Below are 15,884 nucleotides of genomic sequence, written 5' to 3' on the forward strand. Positions count from 1 at the left end.
GGGGGGAGCGAGATGGGAAAAAAAAACGAGGTGATGGAGAAACTGGCCATCGTTTACGATCCGGAGCTCGATCAATCGGTTACGGAGATGGGTTTCATTGAAGAGGTGAACATAGAGAACGAAACCGTGACGATCTATTTCCGCTTACCTACGTATTGGTGCTCACCTAATTTTGCCTATATTATGGCAGAGGACATGAGGGATCGAGTGCAAGAATTGCCATGGGTGTCGGAAGTGGTCATCACGTTGAAAGATCATTGTGCGGCAGATGAGGTCAACACTGGGGTAACGAAGGGGAAGTCCTTTAGCGAAGTGTTCTCTCATTTAGCTGGCGGCGATTTGGAACAGTTACGCGAGAAGTTCCGGATCAAGACATTCATGTCCCGACAGGAGCGTTTGCTGCGAAATCTTTTGGATGCAGGAATGGATTCCGCCTCGATCGTGGCGTTGACGATTCGGCAACTCCAGGTCCTTGCAATGAAAGGGAATGACGATATCGCCTTAGTGGATCGCTATCTCGCTAGTCGTACTCCGTTGGGGTTTGATAACGCTCCAGATCAATTAGCCTTTATTCAGTCTACGGGAGAGAACATTGATCCCAACCAGTTCTCCGCGTACTTATTGGATGCGCGCCGGACACGCATGAGTATGGAGTTTAATGCTCATTATTGCCGAGGACTCTTGGAAACACGATACGCATTAGAAAAGACAACCGAATTGGAGGTATCTTAAGCTATGAAAGCAGCCTTTCTATATGAATATAATAAACCACTACGTCTTCAAAACACGGAAGATCCCAGCATCACCGATCCGACTGATGTTATTGTCAAAATCGGAGGAGCGGGCGTCTGTCACACCGATTTGCATCTCATTGAAGGAATGTGGGCAGAAGCTTTAGGACAAGAGTTGCCGTATATTATCGGTCATGAAAATGCCGGTTGGGTCCATGCCGTAGGATCTGCGGTTACCCAATTTAAAGTAGGCGATCCTGTCATTGTTCATCCGGTCATGAGCTGCGGTAAGTGCTTAAGCTGTCGATCTGGGGAAGATATGCACTGCCCCACGCTGAAATTCCCGGGACTCACGGTCAATGGAGGATATGCCGAATACTTAAAGACATCCGAGCGAGCTTTAATCCCGCTGCCAGCGGGAGTGAATCCGGCCGATGTGGCTCCTTTTGCCGACGCCGGCATCACCGCTTATCGGGCCGTGAAAAAAGCGGCTCCATTGGCTAAACCGGGAACCAAAGCTTTAATGATCGGGATGGGGGGGTTAGGTCATATCGGCATTCAAGTCATGCGGGAACTGGGGAATGCGGAGATTATTACCCTTGATCGCAATGACGGAAGGCTCAATATGTCCTTGGAGCTGGGAGCTACCCATGCCGTACGGGCGGACCATGGAGCGATTTCCCAAGTTCGCAGATTGACGAATGAGAATGGCGCGGACATTATCGTGGATTTTGTCGGCACCGATCAGACGCACGCGGATAGTATGAAAATGCTGCGTAAGGGTGGCCATTACTTTGTAGTCGGGTATGGCGGCACGATTAACGTTCCGTCATTAGACCTCATTAATAATGAATTCAGCATTATAGGCAGCCTGGTGGGTAATTACAGCGAGCTCTACGAGTTGATGGTTCTGCACGCAGAAGGCAAGGTGTCGCTCCACTCCAGCAAGTACTCCCTCGTTGAGGCCAATGACGTACTTCAGCTGCTTCATGATGGAAAGATTAACGGACGAGCTGTTTTGGTTCCCTAAAGTTGGTGGACAATATGGCGTCGGGGAATACCTTGACGCCTTTTTTATCCAAGAAGGGAGAATCAAGAATAAAACAAACCTCGAGGGGGGCTATTATGCCAAAGCTGATCAAATTACATGAAGAGGCACGTACCGCATTGGAAAAAGGAGTCGATAAACTGGCCACGATTGTGAAGGCTACTTTGGGACCAAAAGGTCGGAATGTCATTATTGATAGACCCTTTGCGATGCCTATGGTATCGAATGACGGGGTATTTATTGCCAGCGAAATCGAGTTGGAGGACCCTTTTGAAAATATGGGGGCGATGCTGGTCAAGGAAGTAGCCAGCAATACCAATGACATCGCTGGGGATGGGACAACCACCGCGACGGTGTTAGCTCAAGCCATGGTGAAGCAAGGACTGGCCTACGTCCGGGATGGCGCGAATCCGGTCATCGTCAAGAAGGGACTGGATCAGGCCGTTAAGCTCGTGGTCAATGTCTTGAAGGAGTCTGCAGTCCCTTTGGAAGATCATCAATTAATTGCCGAGGTGGCTTCCATTTCTTCGAAAGATAAGGATATTGGGAATTTGATTGCCGATGCCTTTAAAAGAGTAGGAAGAGACGGCGTGATTACGGTCGAAGAATCCAAACTCCCTGTCACTACTTTGGAGATCGTGGAAGGCATGCAGTTTGAACGTGGCTATATTTCTCACCATATGGTTACCAATTATGACAAGATGGAAGCTGTTTTGGATGATCCTTACATATTAATAACGGATCAAAGAATTGAATCCATTCATCAAATCCTTCCTTTAATGAATCAATTAATGAGCGTGAATCGTCCCCTCTTGATCATTGCCGAAGATGTAGGGAATGAGGTTCTGGGAACGCTTAACCTGAATCGACAGAAAGGAACGTTACAAACGGTGGCGGTTCGGGCGCCGGAATTTGGATACAACCGAAAATATATGTTAGAAGATATCGCGGTCATGACCGGGGGTCGGGTCATTTCCGAATCGATGGGTAAAAAGGTAGAACAAGTCACGATGGAGGATTTAGGAAGGGCTCGGCAGGTGATGGTCAATAAAGATCAGACCGCTATTCTTGAGGGACACGGGAACGGAGAGCAGATAAGAGGGAGAAGGGAACAAATTCGCCTACAGCTTGAGGATACGGTTCAAGAGTGGGAGCAAGAAAAGCTGCAAGAGCGTTTATCCAAACTATCCGGGGGAATTGCCGTCATTCTTGCCGGTGGGACAACGGCCGTGGAACGACGGGAAAGGTTATTGCGCATTGAAGATGCCTTGAATGCCACGAGAGCGGCGGTCGAAGAAGGGATTGTAGCTGGAGGTGGAACCGCTTTGTTACAAGCGTTGCCCAGCGTAGAAGATTTCGTAATGACCTTAGATGGGGATGAGCTTCTTGGTGGCCGCGTCGTCATGAATTCGTTAGCCTACCCCTTACAAACGATTGCCGAAAACTGCGGCTTAGATGGTGCGAGAGTCATTGAAAAAGTAACGAATTTGCCTGTGGGACATGGGTTGAATGCCTTAACGGGAGAATATGTGGATTTAGTTGCAGATGGAATTATTGATCCCGTCAAAGTGACCTGCTCCGCGATTCAAAACGCTGCTTCGATCGCCTCCCTGATCATTACGACGGAGTCCTTAATCACAGATAAGCCGGAAATCGGAGTTGATTCGACCAGTGGTCCTTGCCGAGGGGGCGGTGCGGAATTATTAGAGTAGAAGAAAAGAGAGGAGTAAGAGTTAATGGGGATAGGGGAAAGGAACCATCGGGGATGCTCCATGATCGGCTTAGCTGTCAGAAGTAAAGGGATCCGTGCCGATACGAAGGAGGATGAGATCCTTAAAGCCAAGGTGCCGCCTCCTACCAAAACTCGACCTGCGTGTCCGTTGATGGCGATGATCATGACAAGGTAGGAAGATTCACGTTTGGGTTCTAGAGAGTGTTGTAGCTCGTCATGCCTACATCCTCTCTGGGTCATCCCACCTTCTTTTAATCACGGATTCTGCTTATAGCTTTCAATTGTCTGGAAAGATTCTCAAACCAAGCCTGATCTCGACTATCCAGTGCGATATCGATCAGTTGTTTCAGCTGTTCCATTCGCAGAAGTTGATCTGTATGATTCGATCTCGTTTGATATTTATATTGGAGATATTTGATAAAGGAAGGGTTTTGATCCATATAATGAGTGGTATTATATCGTTTGAAGATCAGCTTTAATTCTTCTCGTTGAAATTTGACCACCATCTCATCTTCTTGCATTCTGACTTTCACATGGCCATAAATATCGATGGAAAAAACGGTGCCCATTTGGCTATTATAGTTGCTGTCCTCGTTGCAAACGATGACTTCATCCCCATACTGTAAATGATTCATTTTATCACCTGCCTGGAAATTGTTACCTACCATTATTATTATTATATCTAAGCAAAAGAAATAAACATATGTACTAGAACAGATTATTTTTACAAAAAAAAAAGAAGTACTAATGATTAGTACTTCTGTAAAGGGTTTTTACCTAGTTTACGGTAAATCGTACTGCGATGAATCCCAAGTTTTCTTGCTGTTTCGGTTACATTTCCGTTTAGATCTTTGAGTACCTTCAGGATCATTTGCAACTCATGATCCTTGAGAGACGATTTTTCGGTAGGTTGATGTTGGGTCACCGTGAAATGACTGGATTGAACATCCTTTTCTGAAAACTCTTTCCTTTTCCCGTTTTCCACTATCTCAGGTGGCAGGTTCCTAACGGTTATTTTGTCGCCGACGACTTTGGTTACCATCCGGTAAGCGAAATTTCGCAATTCACGGACATTGCCTGGCCAGTGGTAGGCTTCCAGAATAGGCAAGGCCTCCGGATCCACTGTGAGCGGGGATCGTCCAATATCCATACGGGCACGGTGGAGATGGTGATCCAATAACAGACCGATATCGGTTGGTCTCTCTCGTAGGGAAGGGACCCGAAGGGAAAGAATGTTTAACCGATAGTATAGATCGCGACGAAATTTACCATTCTCAATCGCAGTCAAAAGGTCTTGGTTTGTCGCTGCAATGACCCGTACGTTTAAGCGGATGGATTTACGGCCGCCTAACCGAACCACCTCTCCTTCTTCGAGTACCCTTAACAGAAACGTCTGTAAATCCAACGGCATTTCCCCGATTTCGTCCAAAAAAATGGTACCTCCATGGGCCTGTTGAAACTTACCTGCTCGTCCCCCCTTAGCACCTCCCGTAAACGCTCCTTCCTCGTATCCAAAAAATTCACTTGCGGCAAGTTCTTTCGGTATAGCGCCACAATTCACAGCAACGAAAGGTCCGGAAGCTCGGCTACTTGCAGAATGAATCGATTGGGCCAATAATTCTTTTCCGGTACCGCTTTCCCCTTCAATTAATACAGGCAGATCCGTTTTAGCTGCCAAACGAGCTTCTTCCATCACGGACTGGAACTCAGGAGAATGTCCAATCATGGTAGCAAAGGAATGTTTCGTGGTTGGGTTCGTATCGGTCGGTATCGCCAAACTGGCTCGAGCCGTCCTATTCGGTGGAGAAACGTGTACAATCGCTCCGATGGGTTGATTTTCATGATAATAAGGGACAAGCTCAAAATACCAAGTCCCATTTTTCCCTTTTGATTCCCAAGTTTGTTTGGTTTTTGGGGGAAAGGAGAGATCGGGGCAACCTACTAATCGGTTATTCTTATCCATCCACCCCTCTTGATATAATAGGGAGGACGCTTGAAGCACTTTCCATCCCCGATCAAGGCAAACCATGGGAATGTTAGGTTTCCGTATACTTTCTTCCTTATAATGTTCCATTATTTTAAACTGTTCAAACTGTAGGTGACGATAGAGCTTTTCTTCAATGGCATAGGCAGTAGAAACCACAACGGATAGGGAGTGTGGATGAAAATGACTCCATGGTCCTGTTAGGTCAACAACGGCAATAATTTCTTGAGTTGCTGGGTTACGAATGGGAGCAGCCGAACAGGCCCATTTATGCACGTCTTGGCAGAAATGTTCACCAGCAAATACTTGGATGGGTTTACCCGTGATTAAAGCGGTTCCAATCGCATTCGTACCTGCATGCTGTTCTAACCAGGAGGCACCAGGTAGAAAGTTCATTTCTTGGGCTTGGGTTCGGATGGACACATCGCCATCTAGGGAAAGGATCTCACCGTTCGAATTACTGAAAACAACCATGTGACCTGAATCAATGGCTACATCCTTTAGTTTATTAATTAAAGGGTTTACATCAACAGTGGTAGGAACGGAGTGTTGGGATAAGTAATCTTCTAATACGAAGTTAGGTTTAATTATAGGTGCTTTGCTTTCTATAGGGTGTACTCCTTGAGTCAGGCAGCGTTGCCAGGATTCAAGCATTAAAGGTCGAATCTCCGGTTTTGGATGTTTTCCAGTAATGAATTGCTCCCAAGCGTCTAGTAATTTCGTTTTTTCGATAATAGGTGAAGAAGTTGTATCAAAAGATATGAATGAATTCTTCATCAGAAGACATTTCCTCCCTGCAATCCGATAGATAGTATTACATGACAATGGGTCAATGATGGTTGAAGAAACAACCCTGGGTGGACAACCATAAATAACAACAAGTGGCATCTTTACAGTGAAACTATGAAATGGACGAATGAATTGTAAACGGTTCCAAACTATTATTAAAAATTTTAAATTATATAAAATTATCGAATTATATAATATTATACACAATTAACCATGAGTTTACATTATTTTTTAATATAACTTTCTATTTTTTAGATCGAGACAAACTTCTACGGCAGATTATCCAATCTTTCGATAACATTTCGAATCTCGTCAAACCATGTACGGTCTCCCAAGTCTACAGCTAATAGTTGCAATTGAAGGAGATGGGCTCGATACAAGGACTTGTAAAAATGATAACCTAACCACGGACCGAACTCATGATGGGGGAGCTCTAATTTTTTCTCGTTATCAAAGATAACAAAGTAGGTTTGGTCCTGTATATGTACGGTCATGAGCATTCCATAAAGAGGGCTGTCGGGATTGATGATCCGTACCATGTCTCCATGTCGAAATAACTGATGTATTCTCATAGTTCCTCCATTCATCGAATACATAACCTAAAGACTTTATCCCTTAGTAGGTTCTATTTTCTTTGAAATGAATTTCGGATTTATAAAAGTCGAAAATTAAGCGATCCAATTCACAAGACATTCTGTAAACATGAGGATCACGGATATTTTCAGCTCCTTTAAGATTTAACTCTTGTCTTAACATCTCAATGCTATTGGATAAATCTTTTACGCTTGTATCGGTGTACACTTCTTTTGCTCCCCCCATCTTTTGTTTATTCATTTATTAATGCAAGATTTATACCATGACTACGATTGCAAATTAATTTAATAAAATACGCTATTAATCCCCGTTACTAACGATTACGGTCCTAAAAAATCATCTGCTTGATAGGGCATAGAACAATAACGGAATGCGACAGTGTCGCGTCACGCGACTCATGTTGCAAAAATCTACATACTCTGATTTCAATATTCTTAAACATTTCGATGTTTTTAGGGAAGAGTTAGCTAAAGGGGTTCAAGATCGGGATGAAACTAGAGTTGGCATGATAATTGCAAATAATAAAATTATAAACTAATCAGAAAAGTGGTGCTTAAATGGAAACGGTGGAAAATTTATGGGCGCAATTACCGAAGGAAAAACGTGAAAAAGCGGCTAGCATCATAACGGAGTTTAGTACCATGGCGGTGTCATGGAATGATGAAGAAAGAGATAAAACCTTTCATATTTTTTCGAATTGGATTTCGTCTGCTCAAGAAGAGTTCAAAATCAAACCTCATCAATTAATCGTCATTGCGAAAATGCTTCAAGAAACAGCTTTTGCTGATCTGATTGAATGGTTACCCGAGAATTTTGAAGAATGGGAGGATAAGGATGAACTGATGACTTTATTTTTCTTTGGATCCAATGGATTGGAGCGATATAAAGAAGCTAAGAAAAAAGTCCAGGCCCAATGAGGAATAAAAAGTGGTTTGTCAGCTAAGGAAAAGGGGAGTGACACTTTATGTATTTTATTATGTATAATCAAAAGGAGGAAAGAATTTTTGAAGATTTTGACCAGGTAACCAACTGTCTTGTACAAGGATGGAAACTATATGGTTTCGCGGATAGTGAAAAACAAGCTGATTTCTTACTTAATGAGTGTGGGAATTGCTAGCATTTGGAGAATATTTGATATAGCTAAAGTTAATATCAACTCAACTAGCAGGCTCAATTTATGACGACCATTTCTTCAGAATAAATTTAAACAGCTTTCATTTTCTAACCGAAAACGGAGAATCTCCGTTCACCTTTGACTATGGAACCGACCGAGTAATGTGAAGGAATAGCTAAATCAAATAATCCCCATGTAGTCAAGGTGGGGATTATTTGACGTTTATAATACGCAATGGACTCGTTTCGTCCAGGATGGAGGACAAGGAAATGAGCGTTCCTAAAGATAGACTTTACCAATTAATTGATGCCCTACCAGAGGCTGAGACGGACACAGCAGCAAGTTATCTTGAATTTCTCTTGAATCAGTCCAAAAATCAGCAGCGAGAAGAGTTAAAGCGGTCCCTTGAAGCTGCCCCTTATGATGATCAACCAGTAACGGATGAAGATGCCAAGGATATTGCAGATGCTCGTAAAGAGATTGAAAACGGAGAAACTTTCACTTTAGATGAAGTGAGAAGGAAGCTTGGGCTATGTGGATTGGGAGTTAAATCAAACAGAGAACATTTAAGCATAAGAGAAGGTACGAGACTCATTTTAACATAAAAACATGATACGATTTAATTATAGTAGTCCAAGGTAAATTACAATTGATAAAAAATATAATGGAAGAAAGGGGCGTTAAATCGTCTCTTTTTTATTTATATTCGATAGGGTGCTATAATAAGAGCATGAGTTCTGCAAGGTTTGAACGAAAGGGTACATGGGGTATGAAAGCAAGGGAAGATTTCTTTGTTCGTAAAAGGAATGAAATAGGTGTTTCTTTAAATGAAGTTCAGTTAAAAGCCGTTCGTCAAACGGAAGGACCCTTGCTATTATTGGCAACTCCTGGGTCGGGGAAAACAACAACCATTATCATGCGGATCGGCTATCTTATTGAAGAAAAGGGAGTAAATCCTTCTCGAATGAAGGCCGTTACATTTAGTCGCGCCTCTGCGACAGATATGAAGGAGCGATTCAAGCGTTTCTTTCCGGGCCTTCCGCCGGTCGATTTTTCAACCATACATAGCTTTGCCTTTGAAGTCGTACGAGAGCATTTTCGTGAAAAGAAGATCAATTTTCAGATTATTGAGGGCGAGCTGGATCTGGAAGAACAGGGAACAATTGGTTCGGACAAACTGCTCCTACACAAGAAGCTGATCTTACGGAAGCAATTCCAATCCATCGTGGGTGAAAATATCACGGATGACCAAATGGATGAACTGACGACGTATATTAGCTTTATCAAGAATAAAATGATTCCTTCAGAAAAGTGGTCCCGGGTGAAAGTGGATGTTCCAGAAGCCGAACGGATTCTGCGGGAGTATGAGACATTTAAGAAGTCGGGTTCGAACAAGCTGTTGCTTGATTACGATGATATGCTGACGATAGGAAATGAGGTTTTAGGACGAGACCCGGAGTTACTTCAAAGGTATCGGCGAAGGTACGATTATGTTTTAACCGATGAGAGTCAAGATACCTCCTTAGTTCAATATGCTATCATCGAAAAATTAGTTCGAGAACATGGGAACCTATGTGTGGTTGCCGATGACGACCAGTCGATCTATAGTTGGAGAGGTGCGGAACCGTCTTACTTGCTTAACTTTAAGAAGGTGTATTCAAACGCCGTCATCTTGTTCATGGAGCAGAACTATCGTTCTTCCCAGAACATCGTAGAGGTAGCCAACCAATTCATTCAACGGAACAAAAACCGGTATGAAAAGAAGATGGTTACCAGGAACCCTCCAAATAAGCCGGTCCAAATTAAAAGTTTTGCTGATTATCCGTATCAGGCTAAATACTTGGTACAAGAAATTCAAAAGATCGAAAATCTCTCAGAAGTTGCGGTTTTGTATCGAAACCATTCCTCTTCCATCCCTTTAATTAATGTATTTGATAGAGCAGGAATCCCTTTCTACATGAAGGATGCGGATAATCGCTTTTTTTCTCATTGGGTGGTGGAAGATATCCTGAACTTCATGCGGATGTCTTATACGGATAAGCGACCGGATATTTTGGAGAAAATCCATATGAAATTTAATGGATATATTACGAAGCAGCAGATGGCAGCGCTAAAAGAAATCCATAATAATGAATCGGTATTTGATAACATGCTGAAGTACGTCTCATTGCAGGATTATCAAGTGAAGCCATTGACCGAGTGCAAGGAGACCTTTCAGCAAATGAGAGGGATGCCTCCCCTTCATGCGATCCACGTCATTCGAAAACGATTAGGCTACGAGAAGGCACTGGAAAAGATGTGTGAGCGTTTGGGATTCCGAAAGGAATTTTTATTTGGGATCTTGAACACGCTGGAGGAGATTGCAGATACACTCGAGACCATGGAGGATTTTGCCAAACGTCTGAAGCATTTGGAATCGGTTCTAAAGACCTCAAAATCCAAAAAGGGTCAAAATGTTGTGACCTTCTCTACCTTTCATAATGCAAAGGGTCTGGAGTTTGAGAGAGTCTATATGATTGATCTGATTGATGGGATTATCCCATCCTCGGAGGATTTTAAAGATGATTTGATTCAGAGCAGTAAATTATTAATGGAGGAAGCCACTCGTCTGTTTTATGTCGGTATGACAAGAGCGAAAAAGCACTTGGAACTGATCGTATATAAAGAAAGAGATGGGGAAAAGGTGAATGAGTCCATCTTTGTTTTGGATGTCAGAAATATTGTGAATCCTCCACAACCATTCCGAAAAAGGAATTGAAAAAGACCATGGAGCAAGGTGAGTCTGCCATAGCGATTCCGTATAATCCAAATGCTATTAGAGATAAAGCGGATTTAATCATTGGGAGGGTCGTAAAGCATCGTGTTTTTGGACATGGAACAATCGTTAGAGCCAACGAGGAACAAATTTTTGTTGGTTTCGAAAACAGTGTTAAAACCCTTTCTATTCCCACTTGTTTAGAGATGGGACTACTAGAGCCAGGAGAAAAGGATGAGTAGCAGGAATCGGTTCTAACGAAATATGGGTCTAGAAAGGGATAGGAGTATCTAGTTCGATAAAGTGAGCGGTTATGCAATGTTATCATGCTTTGGTCATGTGAGGAGATGCGATACAATACAAACAAATTGGAAACCTTCTACCGTGACCTAGGAACTTCTACTTATTAATTGAGTGGAGATTATGCCCGATTCAGTCGGTGAGCACAGCGACCTTTTTGTTTCTTCGATAACACATATAGGGATGCTACGGCATCTTTTTTTTGTTGCTGCAATTGTATATCCACAATTTGGATATACAATGTAATTAACCAGTTGGCTTGTTTAAACAGAAAGGATGATTGGCAATGAAGACTTCTCTCAAAGAAAAGGCAGTGATGTTTTTGCAACTGGTGGCGTCGGGGAAAGTGCGCGAAGCATACCGGAGGTACATAGGTCAGGATTTCCGCCACCATAATCCTTTTTTCCGTGGTGACGCTGATTCTCTTATGCTTGCGATGAAGAGAACGCCGTTAAGAATCCTCACAAGATCCTTGAGGTCAAACGTGCCCTCGAAGAGGGTGATATGGTTGTGGTTCACTCTCATGTAAAGCAAAAGCAAGAGGACCTTGGAGGAGCTGTGGTCCATATCTTCCGCTTCCATAACGAACTCATCGTCGAATTCTGGGATGTGGGTCAGCCCATACCGGAGAATTCTCCCAATGAGAATGGCATGTTCTGATGTGGGCCAAGAAATTTTAGATTTATAGAAAATCTAAGAAAAAGTAAGAGGTTGGCGTCTCATACAGCGGAACTTTAGGCGAATTGTACCGTATAAAATGGAAAGATAAGGAAGGTTGGAGGAGGAGGAAGGGATGAAAGCAATCGTATACGAGCGGTACGGACCGCCGAATGTACTTCAGCTGCGGGAGGTCGCCAAGCCGGTACCGAAGGACGACGAGATATTAATTAAGGTCTATGCTGCAACCGCCGCAGCGGGAGATTGGCGCTTACGCAAGGCAGATCCTTTCCTTGTGCGGCTGTTCAACGGTTTTTGGAGACCGAGACGAATTAAGATTCTCGGATTTGAACTGGCGGGCGTGGTAGAATCGACGGGCAGCAGCGTTACTCGATTCAAGCCGGGGGATGCTGTTTATGGCGCCTGTGGATTCGACTTTGGCGCATATGCCGAATACAAATGCCTAAACGAGAACGGCGCTATCGCGCTCAAGCCCGCGAACATGACGTTCGAGGAGGCGGCCGCGGTTCCGGTCGGAGCCTATACTGCCTTGCAATTTCTCCGGAAGGGCAACATCCAGTCCGGCAGGCGCGTGCTTGTCTACGGCGCTTCCGGTAGCGTCGGGACGTATGCAGTGCAGCTCGCCAAGCATTTTGAAGCGGAAGTGACCGGAGTATGCAGTACGTCGAATGTGGAGTTGGTGAGATCGCTGGGCGCCGACCGAGTTATCGACTATACGAAAGAGAAGTTTTCGGATGATGGGCCGGCCTGCGATATCATTTTCGATACGGTTGGAAAAAGTCCATTCAATGCTTGCGTCAAGCGTCTGACACCGCAAGGCTTCTACCTACGAGCAGTCCATATGAGCCCTATGCCTATCGTTCGCGGGTTATGGATCAGCTTGACTAGCAACAAGAAGGTGATCGGCGGAACAATGAAGGAAAGCGCGGAAGACTTGACGCATCTTAAGGAGTTGATCGAGGCCGGTAAGCTGCGTTCGGTCATCGATCGCCGTTATCCTCTGGAGCAAGCTGCGGAGGCCCACCGCTATGTAGAGCAGGGCCATAAAAAAGGTAACGTGGTTTTAACCGTTCGACCAGGCTGATATGATGCGATAGGAATGCATTCAGCTATATAATACGAGTAACCAATAGTGTAGTGAAGTTATAGGTGTCTATAGGTGATGCCTTTTTCTTCTTTACTTATTATGTTTGTTGCTGAAGTTACGGAGATCAATAGTGGAGGAGTGGCTGCAACGGCTACTCCTCCTGTTGATGCCAAACTATCGCGCATGATCAATTGATCATTTAATTACTTTCCATTTTTTCTACGAACCGTTATTGTTTCTCCGGCAATCCCCCAGTTATCCGTATTAACCTCATCGATTACCACAACCGTTGTATTCGGGTTTTTGCCAAGCACATCCACTAGCAATTGTGTTGCTCCTTTAATAAGTAATGCTTTTTTTTCTGGAGTTACATTTTCATTTGTAATTTTGATATTTACATATGGCATAACCATTACTCCTTTTCATTTTTATATATTTTATTGTAATTTGTCGGGGTGCTTTCTTATATTGGGATTCTTCTCAAATTGAATTCCTGTTAAAAGCAAACATGCGCCAACGAATACTACAATTCCTGCTCCGATTAAAGCAGAATTAAAATAATGAGTGCTTGATGATAAAATCCCGGCAATGGTTGGTCCTATCATTTGTCCAATCGCATAAATAGCTGTAAGATAGCCAATGATCCGACTGCTATTTGATGGACTCATTTGGCGTGCTAATGTTGTGGCAAGTGTCGTGATCCCCATAAACGTGGCTCCAAATAATAATGCACTAATGACTAGACCAGTTTGGGACATAAAAAAGACAGGAATCGCAATACCAAGGGATTGTAAAGTCATGGCAAGCACTAAAGATTTAATGAATCCCCATTTTTTAGCTACCGATGACCAGATGATACAGGATGGAGCAGCGGAAAGCCCCACGATCATCCAAACGAAGGTAGCATCCCCACTAAAATTTGGGGTCTTTTCCGCAATGGATACGATAAAGGTACCTGTGACGATGTACCCTAATCCCTCCAATCCGTATGCTGCAATGAGCCAAGGAAGCCATTTGTCTGGAGGTACCTGTGTAAAGATTTTTGGTTTGATCTTCCGATTAAGTATGACGGGGGAATCTTTGAGCCACATCCATACAAAGATAGTAAGGACTCCACTTATGCCAGCCAAACCTACCCAAGAGCCTTCCCACTTAAATGAACGATGTAAAATCGGAATGATCAACCCCGTTAAAAAGATTCCAAGTCCTACCCCTCCGTAGAAAAAGCCTGACCAATTTGTCTTGTCTTTAGCCGAGAGTTGATCTAACACTATGCTTGAAGCGAGGACAAACACGAAAGCGCTGGTAAGTCCAGACAAAAAACGAAGGACAAACCAAAGTACATAAGAGTCAGCTAAACCCATGCATACCGTAGTAAAAATACTGCCAATCAGACTTAATCTCAGAGCAATCGTTCGGTGCTGCTTCAAAGAAATAACGCCTGCTAACATAGCTCCAAGCAAATATCCTGCGTAATTACTTGTGGCAAGGTAACCAGCAACTTCATTTGAAAAAGAGAGATCATTTTGCATAAGTGGAAGAATCGGAGTATAAGCAAACCTTCCAATCCCCATAGCAATGATTAAAGAAAATATCCCTCCTATTAATAGTTTGGTCAAACCCTCATCTCCCTTGAAAAATTGCTTATCTGTATTATATCTCTGTTTAGCTATATGATATAATACGAAAAACAGATAATTGCCATCTGTTATAGAGATGGCAAATACGATGTACACAAAGGGGAGATCCTTATGGATTTGCACGCTTTAAAGGTTTTTCAGTTGGTTGCACAGATGGGGAGTATTTCGAGCGCGGCACGAGAGCTGAATTTCGCCCAATCCAATATCACAACTAAAATTCAACAATTGGAAAATCATCTTCAAACCACTCTGTTTTATAGAAATAATCGTGGCACTACCTTAACACCTAAAGGAAAGATGTTATTGATATACACGGAAAAAATCTTTCAACTAATAGAAGAAACGAGTAAAGTGATGAAAGATGATGAGACCCCAAAAGGACCCTTGATTATCGGCTCTATGGAGACCACTGCTGCCGTTCGCTTACCTTCACTACTTTCAAAATATCATCACAATTATCCCGACGTAGACCTCACTTTAATAACAGGACCAACGGAACAACATATTCAAGGAGTTCTTCAGTACAATCTAGATGGAGCATTTGTGGCAGGACCCGTTGATCATCCAGAACTGATTCAGAAGAAATTAGTAGAAGAGGAATTGGTGCTTATTACAGATAGGCTGCATCCGCCCATGTCATCTATAAAAGAGATTCAGACTCGAACTCTGCTTGTTTTTCGTACGGGGTGCTCTTATAGAGCCAAACTGGAGCAATGGTTGCACCAAGAGGGGATTACTCCAAATAAAATTATGGAGTTTGGTACACTCGAAGCCATTCTCGGCTGTGTATCTGCGGGGCTAGGCATAAGTATGCTCCCTCATGCTGTCATTAAAAAATATGTTCAGGCTGGGTCCCTTAGATATCATTCCATTCCGAATTCATATGGAAAAGTCGAAACGGTATTCATCCACCGAAAAGATACGTTTATGCCTACATCATTAATAAAATTCATAGATATGTTAAGTTCTTAACTAACCGGGGATCGTTAGCACAAGATAATTGTAAAATCTAGATAAAAGTGTTAAAATGATATTAATTTTAATCGAACGGAGGGGTTTACCTATGGCATCCATAAGATTCCGGTTTACTACTTTGTGCTGCTAATTAATTTCATAGCGCTCAAAGGCTCTGCCTGTGTGCAGAGTAATCGGGATTGGTCTGCCTATTATTAAGGTAACCCTATTTAGTCATACGCTAAAAGAGGGAGGGACAAATCTGCCCTCTTTTTTTGTATGTCTCCACAAATATTGAATCTCATATGTGATATAGGAACCGCTATTTCTCTCATGATGGATGGGGTTTTTTAACATTGTTTTTCTATGCTGGGAGGCCCGTTAGGGATTGGTATGTTTTACTCCATCTTTCGTTAGAAAATGTGGGTTCATTCCTATTCATGATGTGGAGGACCAATAGTCCAGCAAGATAAGACCC

General features: G+C 43.2%; 14 protein-coding genes and 2 pseudogenes. 10 read left to right on the forward strand and 6 right to left on the reverse strand.

Annotation, left to right across the window (positions count from 1 at the left end):
• The first annotated feature begins 12 nt into the window (after positions 1 to 12).
• The 4 genes from ABLT31_RS28665 to ABLT31_RS28680 all read left to right on the forward strand — a co-directional run bounded on the left by ABLT31_RS28665 (position 13) and on the right by ABLT31_RS28680 (position 3,686).
• Positions 13 to 732 (forward strand): iron-sulfur cluster assembly protein, encoded by a 720-nt coding sequence (locus ABLT31_RS28665; protein ID WP_367758167.1) that lies wholly within the window; start codon positions 13 to 15, stop codon positions 730 to 732.
• 3 nt (positions 733 to 735) lie between these two features.
• On the forward strand, positions 736 to 1,761 hold the full coding sequence (locus ABLT31_RS28670; protein WP_367758168.1) for an NAD(P)-dependent alcohol dehydrogenase: 1,026 nt from the start codon (positions 736 to 738) through the stop codon (positions 1,759 to 1,761).
• A gap of 95 nt (positions 1,762 to 1,856) precedes the next feature.
• Complete coding sequence (groL, locus tag ABLT31_RS28675) at positions 1,857 to 3,491, forward strand: chaperonin GroEL (RefSeq protein WP_367758169.1); 1,635 nt, start codon at positions 1,857 to 1,859, stop codon at positions 3,489 to 3,491.
• Between the two features lie 24 nt (positions 3,492 to 3,515).
• Positions 3,516 to 3,686 (forward strand): hypothetical protein, encoded by a 171-nt coding sequence (locus ABLT31_RS28680; protein WP_367758170.1) that lies wholly within the window; start codon positions 3,516 to 3,518, stop codon positions 3,684 to 3,686.
• 76 nt (positions 3,687 to 3,762) lie between these two features.
• Here the strand turns inward: ABLT31_RS28680 and ABLT31_RS28685 are convergent, their stop codons facing one another.
• From ABLT31_RS28685 to ABLT31_RS28700, 4 genes are all read right to left on the reverse strand, one after another.
• A complete protein-coding gene (locus ABLT31_RS28685) occupies positions 3,763 to 4,146 on the reverse strand; it encodes an IDEAL domain-containing protein (protein WP_367758171.1) in 384 nt (127 codons plus the stop codon).
• A gap of 116 nt (positions 4,147 to 4,262) precedes the next feature.
• Positions 4,263 to 6,272, reverse strand: coding sequence for a sigma-54-dependent Fis family transcriptional regulator (locus ABLT31_RS28690; RefSeq protein ID WP_367758172.1), 2,010 nt, complete (start codon positions 6,270 to 6,272; stop codon positions 4,263 to 4,265).
• 281 nt (positions 6,273 to 6,553) lie between these two features.
• On the reverse strand, positions 6,554 to 6,856 hold the full coding sequence (locus tag ABLT31_RS28695; RefSeq protein WP_367758173.1) for a hypothetical protein: 303 nt from the start codon (positions 6,854 to 6,856) through the stop codon (positions 6,554 to 6,556).
• Between the two features lie 43 nt (positions 6,857 to 6,899).
• Complete coding sequence (locus ABLT31_RS28700) at positions 6,900 to 7,118, reverse strand: aspartyl-phosphate phosphatase Spo0E family protein (protein WP_367758174.1); 219 nt, start codon at positions 7,116 to 7,118, stop codon at positions 6,900 to 6,902.
• A 317-nt stretch (positions 7,119 to 7,435) separates the two neighbouring features.
• On the opposite strand from ABLT31_RS28700, the gene ABLT31_RS28705 reads away from it, so the two are divergent.
• From ABLT31_RS28705 to ABLT31_RS28725, 5 genes and pseudogenes are all read left to right on the forward strand, one after another.
• Positions 7,436 to 7,795, forward strand: coding sequence for a hypothetical protein (locus ABLT31_RS28705; RefSeq protein ID WP_367758175.1), 360 nt, complete (start codon positions 7,436 to 7,438; stop codon positions 7,793 to 7,795).
• Between the two features lie 412 nt (positions 7,796 to 8,207).
• On the forward strand, positions 8,208 to 8,597 hold the full coding sequence (locus ABLT31_RS28710) for a hypothetical protein (RefSeq protein ID WP_367758176.1): 390 nt from the start codon (positions 8,208 to 8,210) through the stop codon (positions 8,595 to 8,597).
• A 164-nt stretch (positions 8,598 to 8,761) separates the two neighbouring features.
• Positions 8,762 to 10,989 (forward strand): annotated as a pseudogene (locus tag ABLT31_RS28715) (ATP-dependent helicase).
• 344 nt (positions 10,990 to 11,333) lie between these two features.
• Positions 11,334 to 11,707, forward strand: a pseudogene (locus tag ABLT31_RS28720) (nuclear transport factor 2 family protein).
• Between the two features lie 133 nt (positions 11,708 to 11,840).
• Positions 11,841 to 12,809: an NAD(P)-dependent alcohol dehydrogenase gene (locus ABLT31_RS28725; protein WP_367758177.1), complete on the forward strand. Its 969-nt coding sequence runs from the start codon at positions 11,841 to 11,843 to the stop codon at positions 12,807 to 12,809.
• A gap of 206 nt (positions 12,810 to 13,015) precedes the next feature.
• Here ABLT31_RS28725 and ABLT31_RS28730 read toward each other — a convergent pair whose 3' ends face one another.
• Together ABLT31_RS28730 and ABLT31_RS28735 are read right to left on the reverse strand one after the other, a co-directional pair.
• The gene (locus tag ABLT31_RS28730; protein WP_367758178.1) at positions 13,016 to 13,219 is read right to left on the reverse strand and encodes a tautomerase family protein; all 204 of its coding nucleotides are present in this window, start codon (positions 13,217 to 13,219) and stop codon (positions 13,016 to 13,018) included.
• A gap of 30 nt (positions 13,220 to 13,249) precedes the next feature.
• A complete protein-coding gene (locus ABLT31_RS28735; protein WP_367758179.1) occupies positions 13,250 to 14,431 on the reverse strand; it encodes a YbfB/YjiJ family MFS transporter in 1,182 nt (393 codons plus the stop codon).
• Positions 14,432 to 14,563: 132 nt separating this feature from the next.
• Here ABLT31_RS28735 and ABLT31_RS28740 point away from each other — a divergent pair, with 132 nt between their 5' ends.
• Positions 14,564 to 15,424 (forward strand): LysR family transcriptional regulator, encoded by an 861-nt coding sequence (locus ABLT31_RS28740; protein ID WP_367758180.1) that lies wholly within the window; start codon positions 14,564 to 14,566, stop codon positions 15,422 to 15,424.
• The last annotated feature ends 460 nt before the right edge of the window (positions 15,425 to 15,884 follow it).

It is taken from the genome of Ammoniphilus soli, from assembly GCF_040813775.1.

Coding starts and splice junctions, on each gene's coding strand:
- ABLT31_RS28665 (WP_367758167.1), top strand. CDS start 13: ATGGGAAAAAAAAACGAGGTGATGGAGAAACTGGCCATCGTTTACGAT.
- ABLT31_RS28670 (WP_367758168.1), top strand. CDS start 736: ATGAAAGCAGCCTTTCTATATGAATATAATAAACCACTACGTCTTCAA.
- groL (WP_367758169.1), top strand. CDS start 1,857: ATGCCAAAGCTGATCAAATTACATGAAGAGGCACGTACCGCATTGGAA.
- ABLT31_RS28680 (WP_367758170.1), top strand. CDS start 3,516: ATGGGGATAGGGGAAAGGAACCATCGGGGATGCTCCATGATCGGCTTA.
- ABLT31_RS28685 (WP_367758171.1), bottom strand. CDS start 4,146: ATGAATCATTTACAGTATGGGGATGAAGTCATCGTTTGCAACGAGGAC.
- ABLT31_RS28690 (WP_367758172.1), bottom strand. CDS start 6,272: ATGAAGAATTCATTCATATCTTTTGATACAACTTCTTCACCTATTATC.
- ABLT31_RS28695 (WP_367758173.1), bottom strand. CDS start 6,856: ATGAGAATACATCAGTTATTTCGACATGGAGACATGGTACGGATCATC.
- ABLT31_RS28700 (WP_367758174.1), bottom strand. CDS start 7,118: ATGAATAAACAAAAGATGGGGGGAGCAAAAGAAGTGTACACCGATACA.
- ABLT31_RS28705 (WP_367758175.1), top strand. CDS start 7,436: ATGGAAACGGTGGAAAATTTATGGGCGCAATTACCGAAGGAAAAACGT.
- ABLT31_RS28725 (WP_367758177.1), top strand. CDS start 11,841: ATGAAAGCAATCGTATACGAGCGGTACGGACCGCCGAATGTACTTCAG.
- ABLT31_RS28730 (WP_367758178.1), bottom strand. CDS start 13,219: ATGCCATATGTAAATATCAAAATTACAAATGAAAATGTAACTCCAGAA.
- ABLT31_RS28740 (WP_367758180.1), top strand. CDS start 14,564: ATGGATTTGCACGCTTTAAAGGTTTTTCAGTTGGTTGCACAGATGGGG.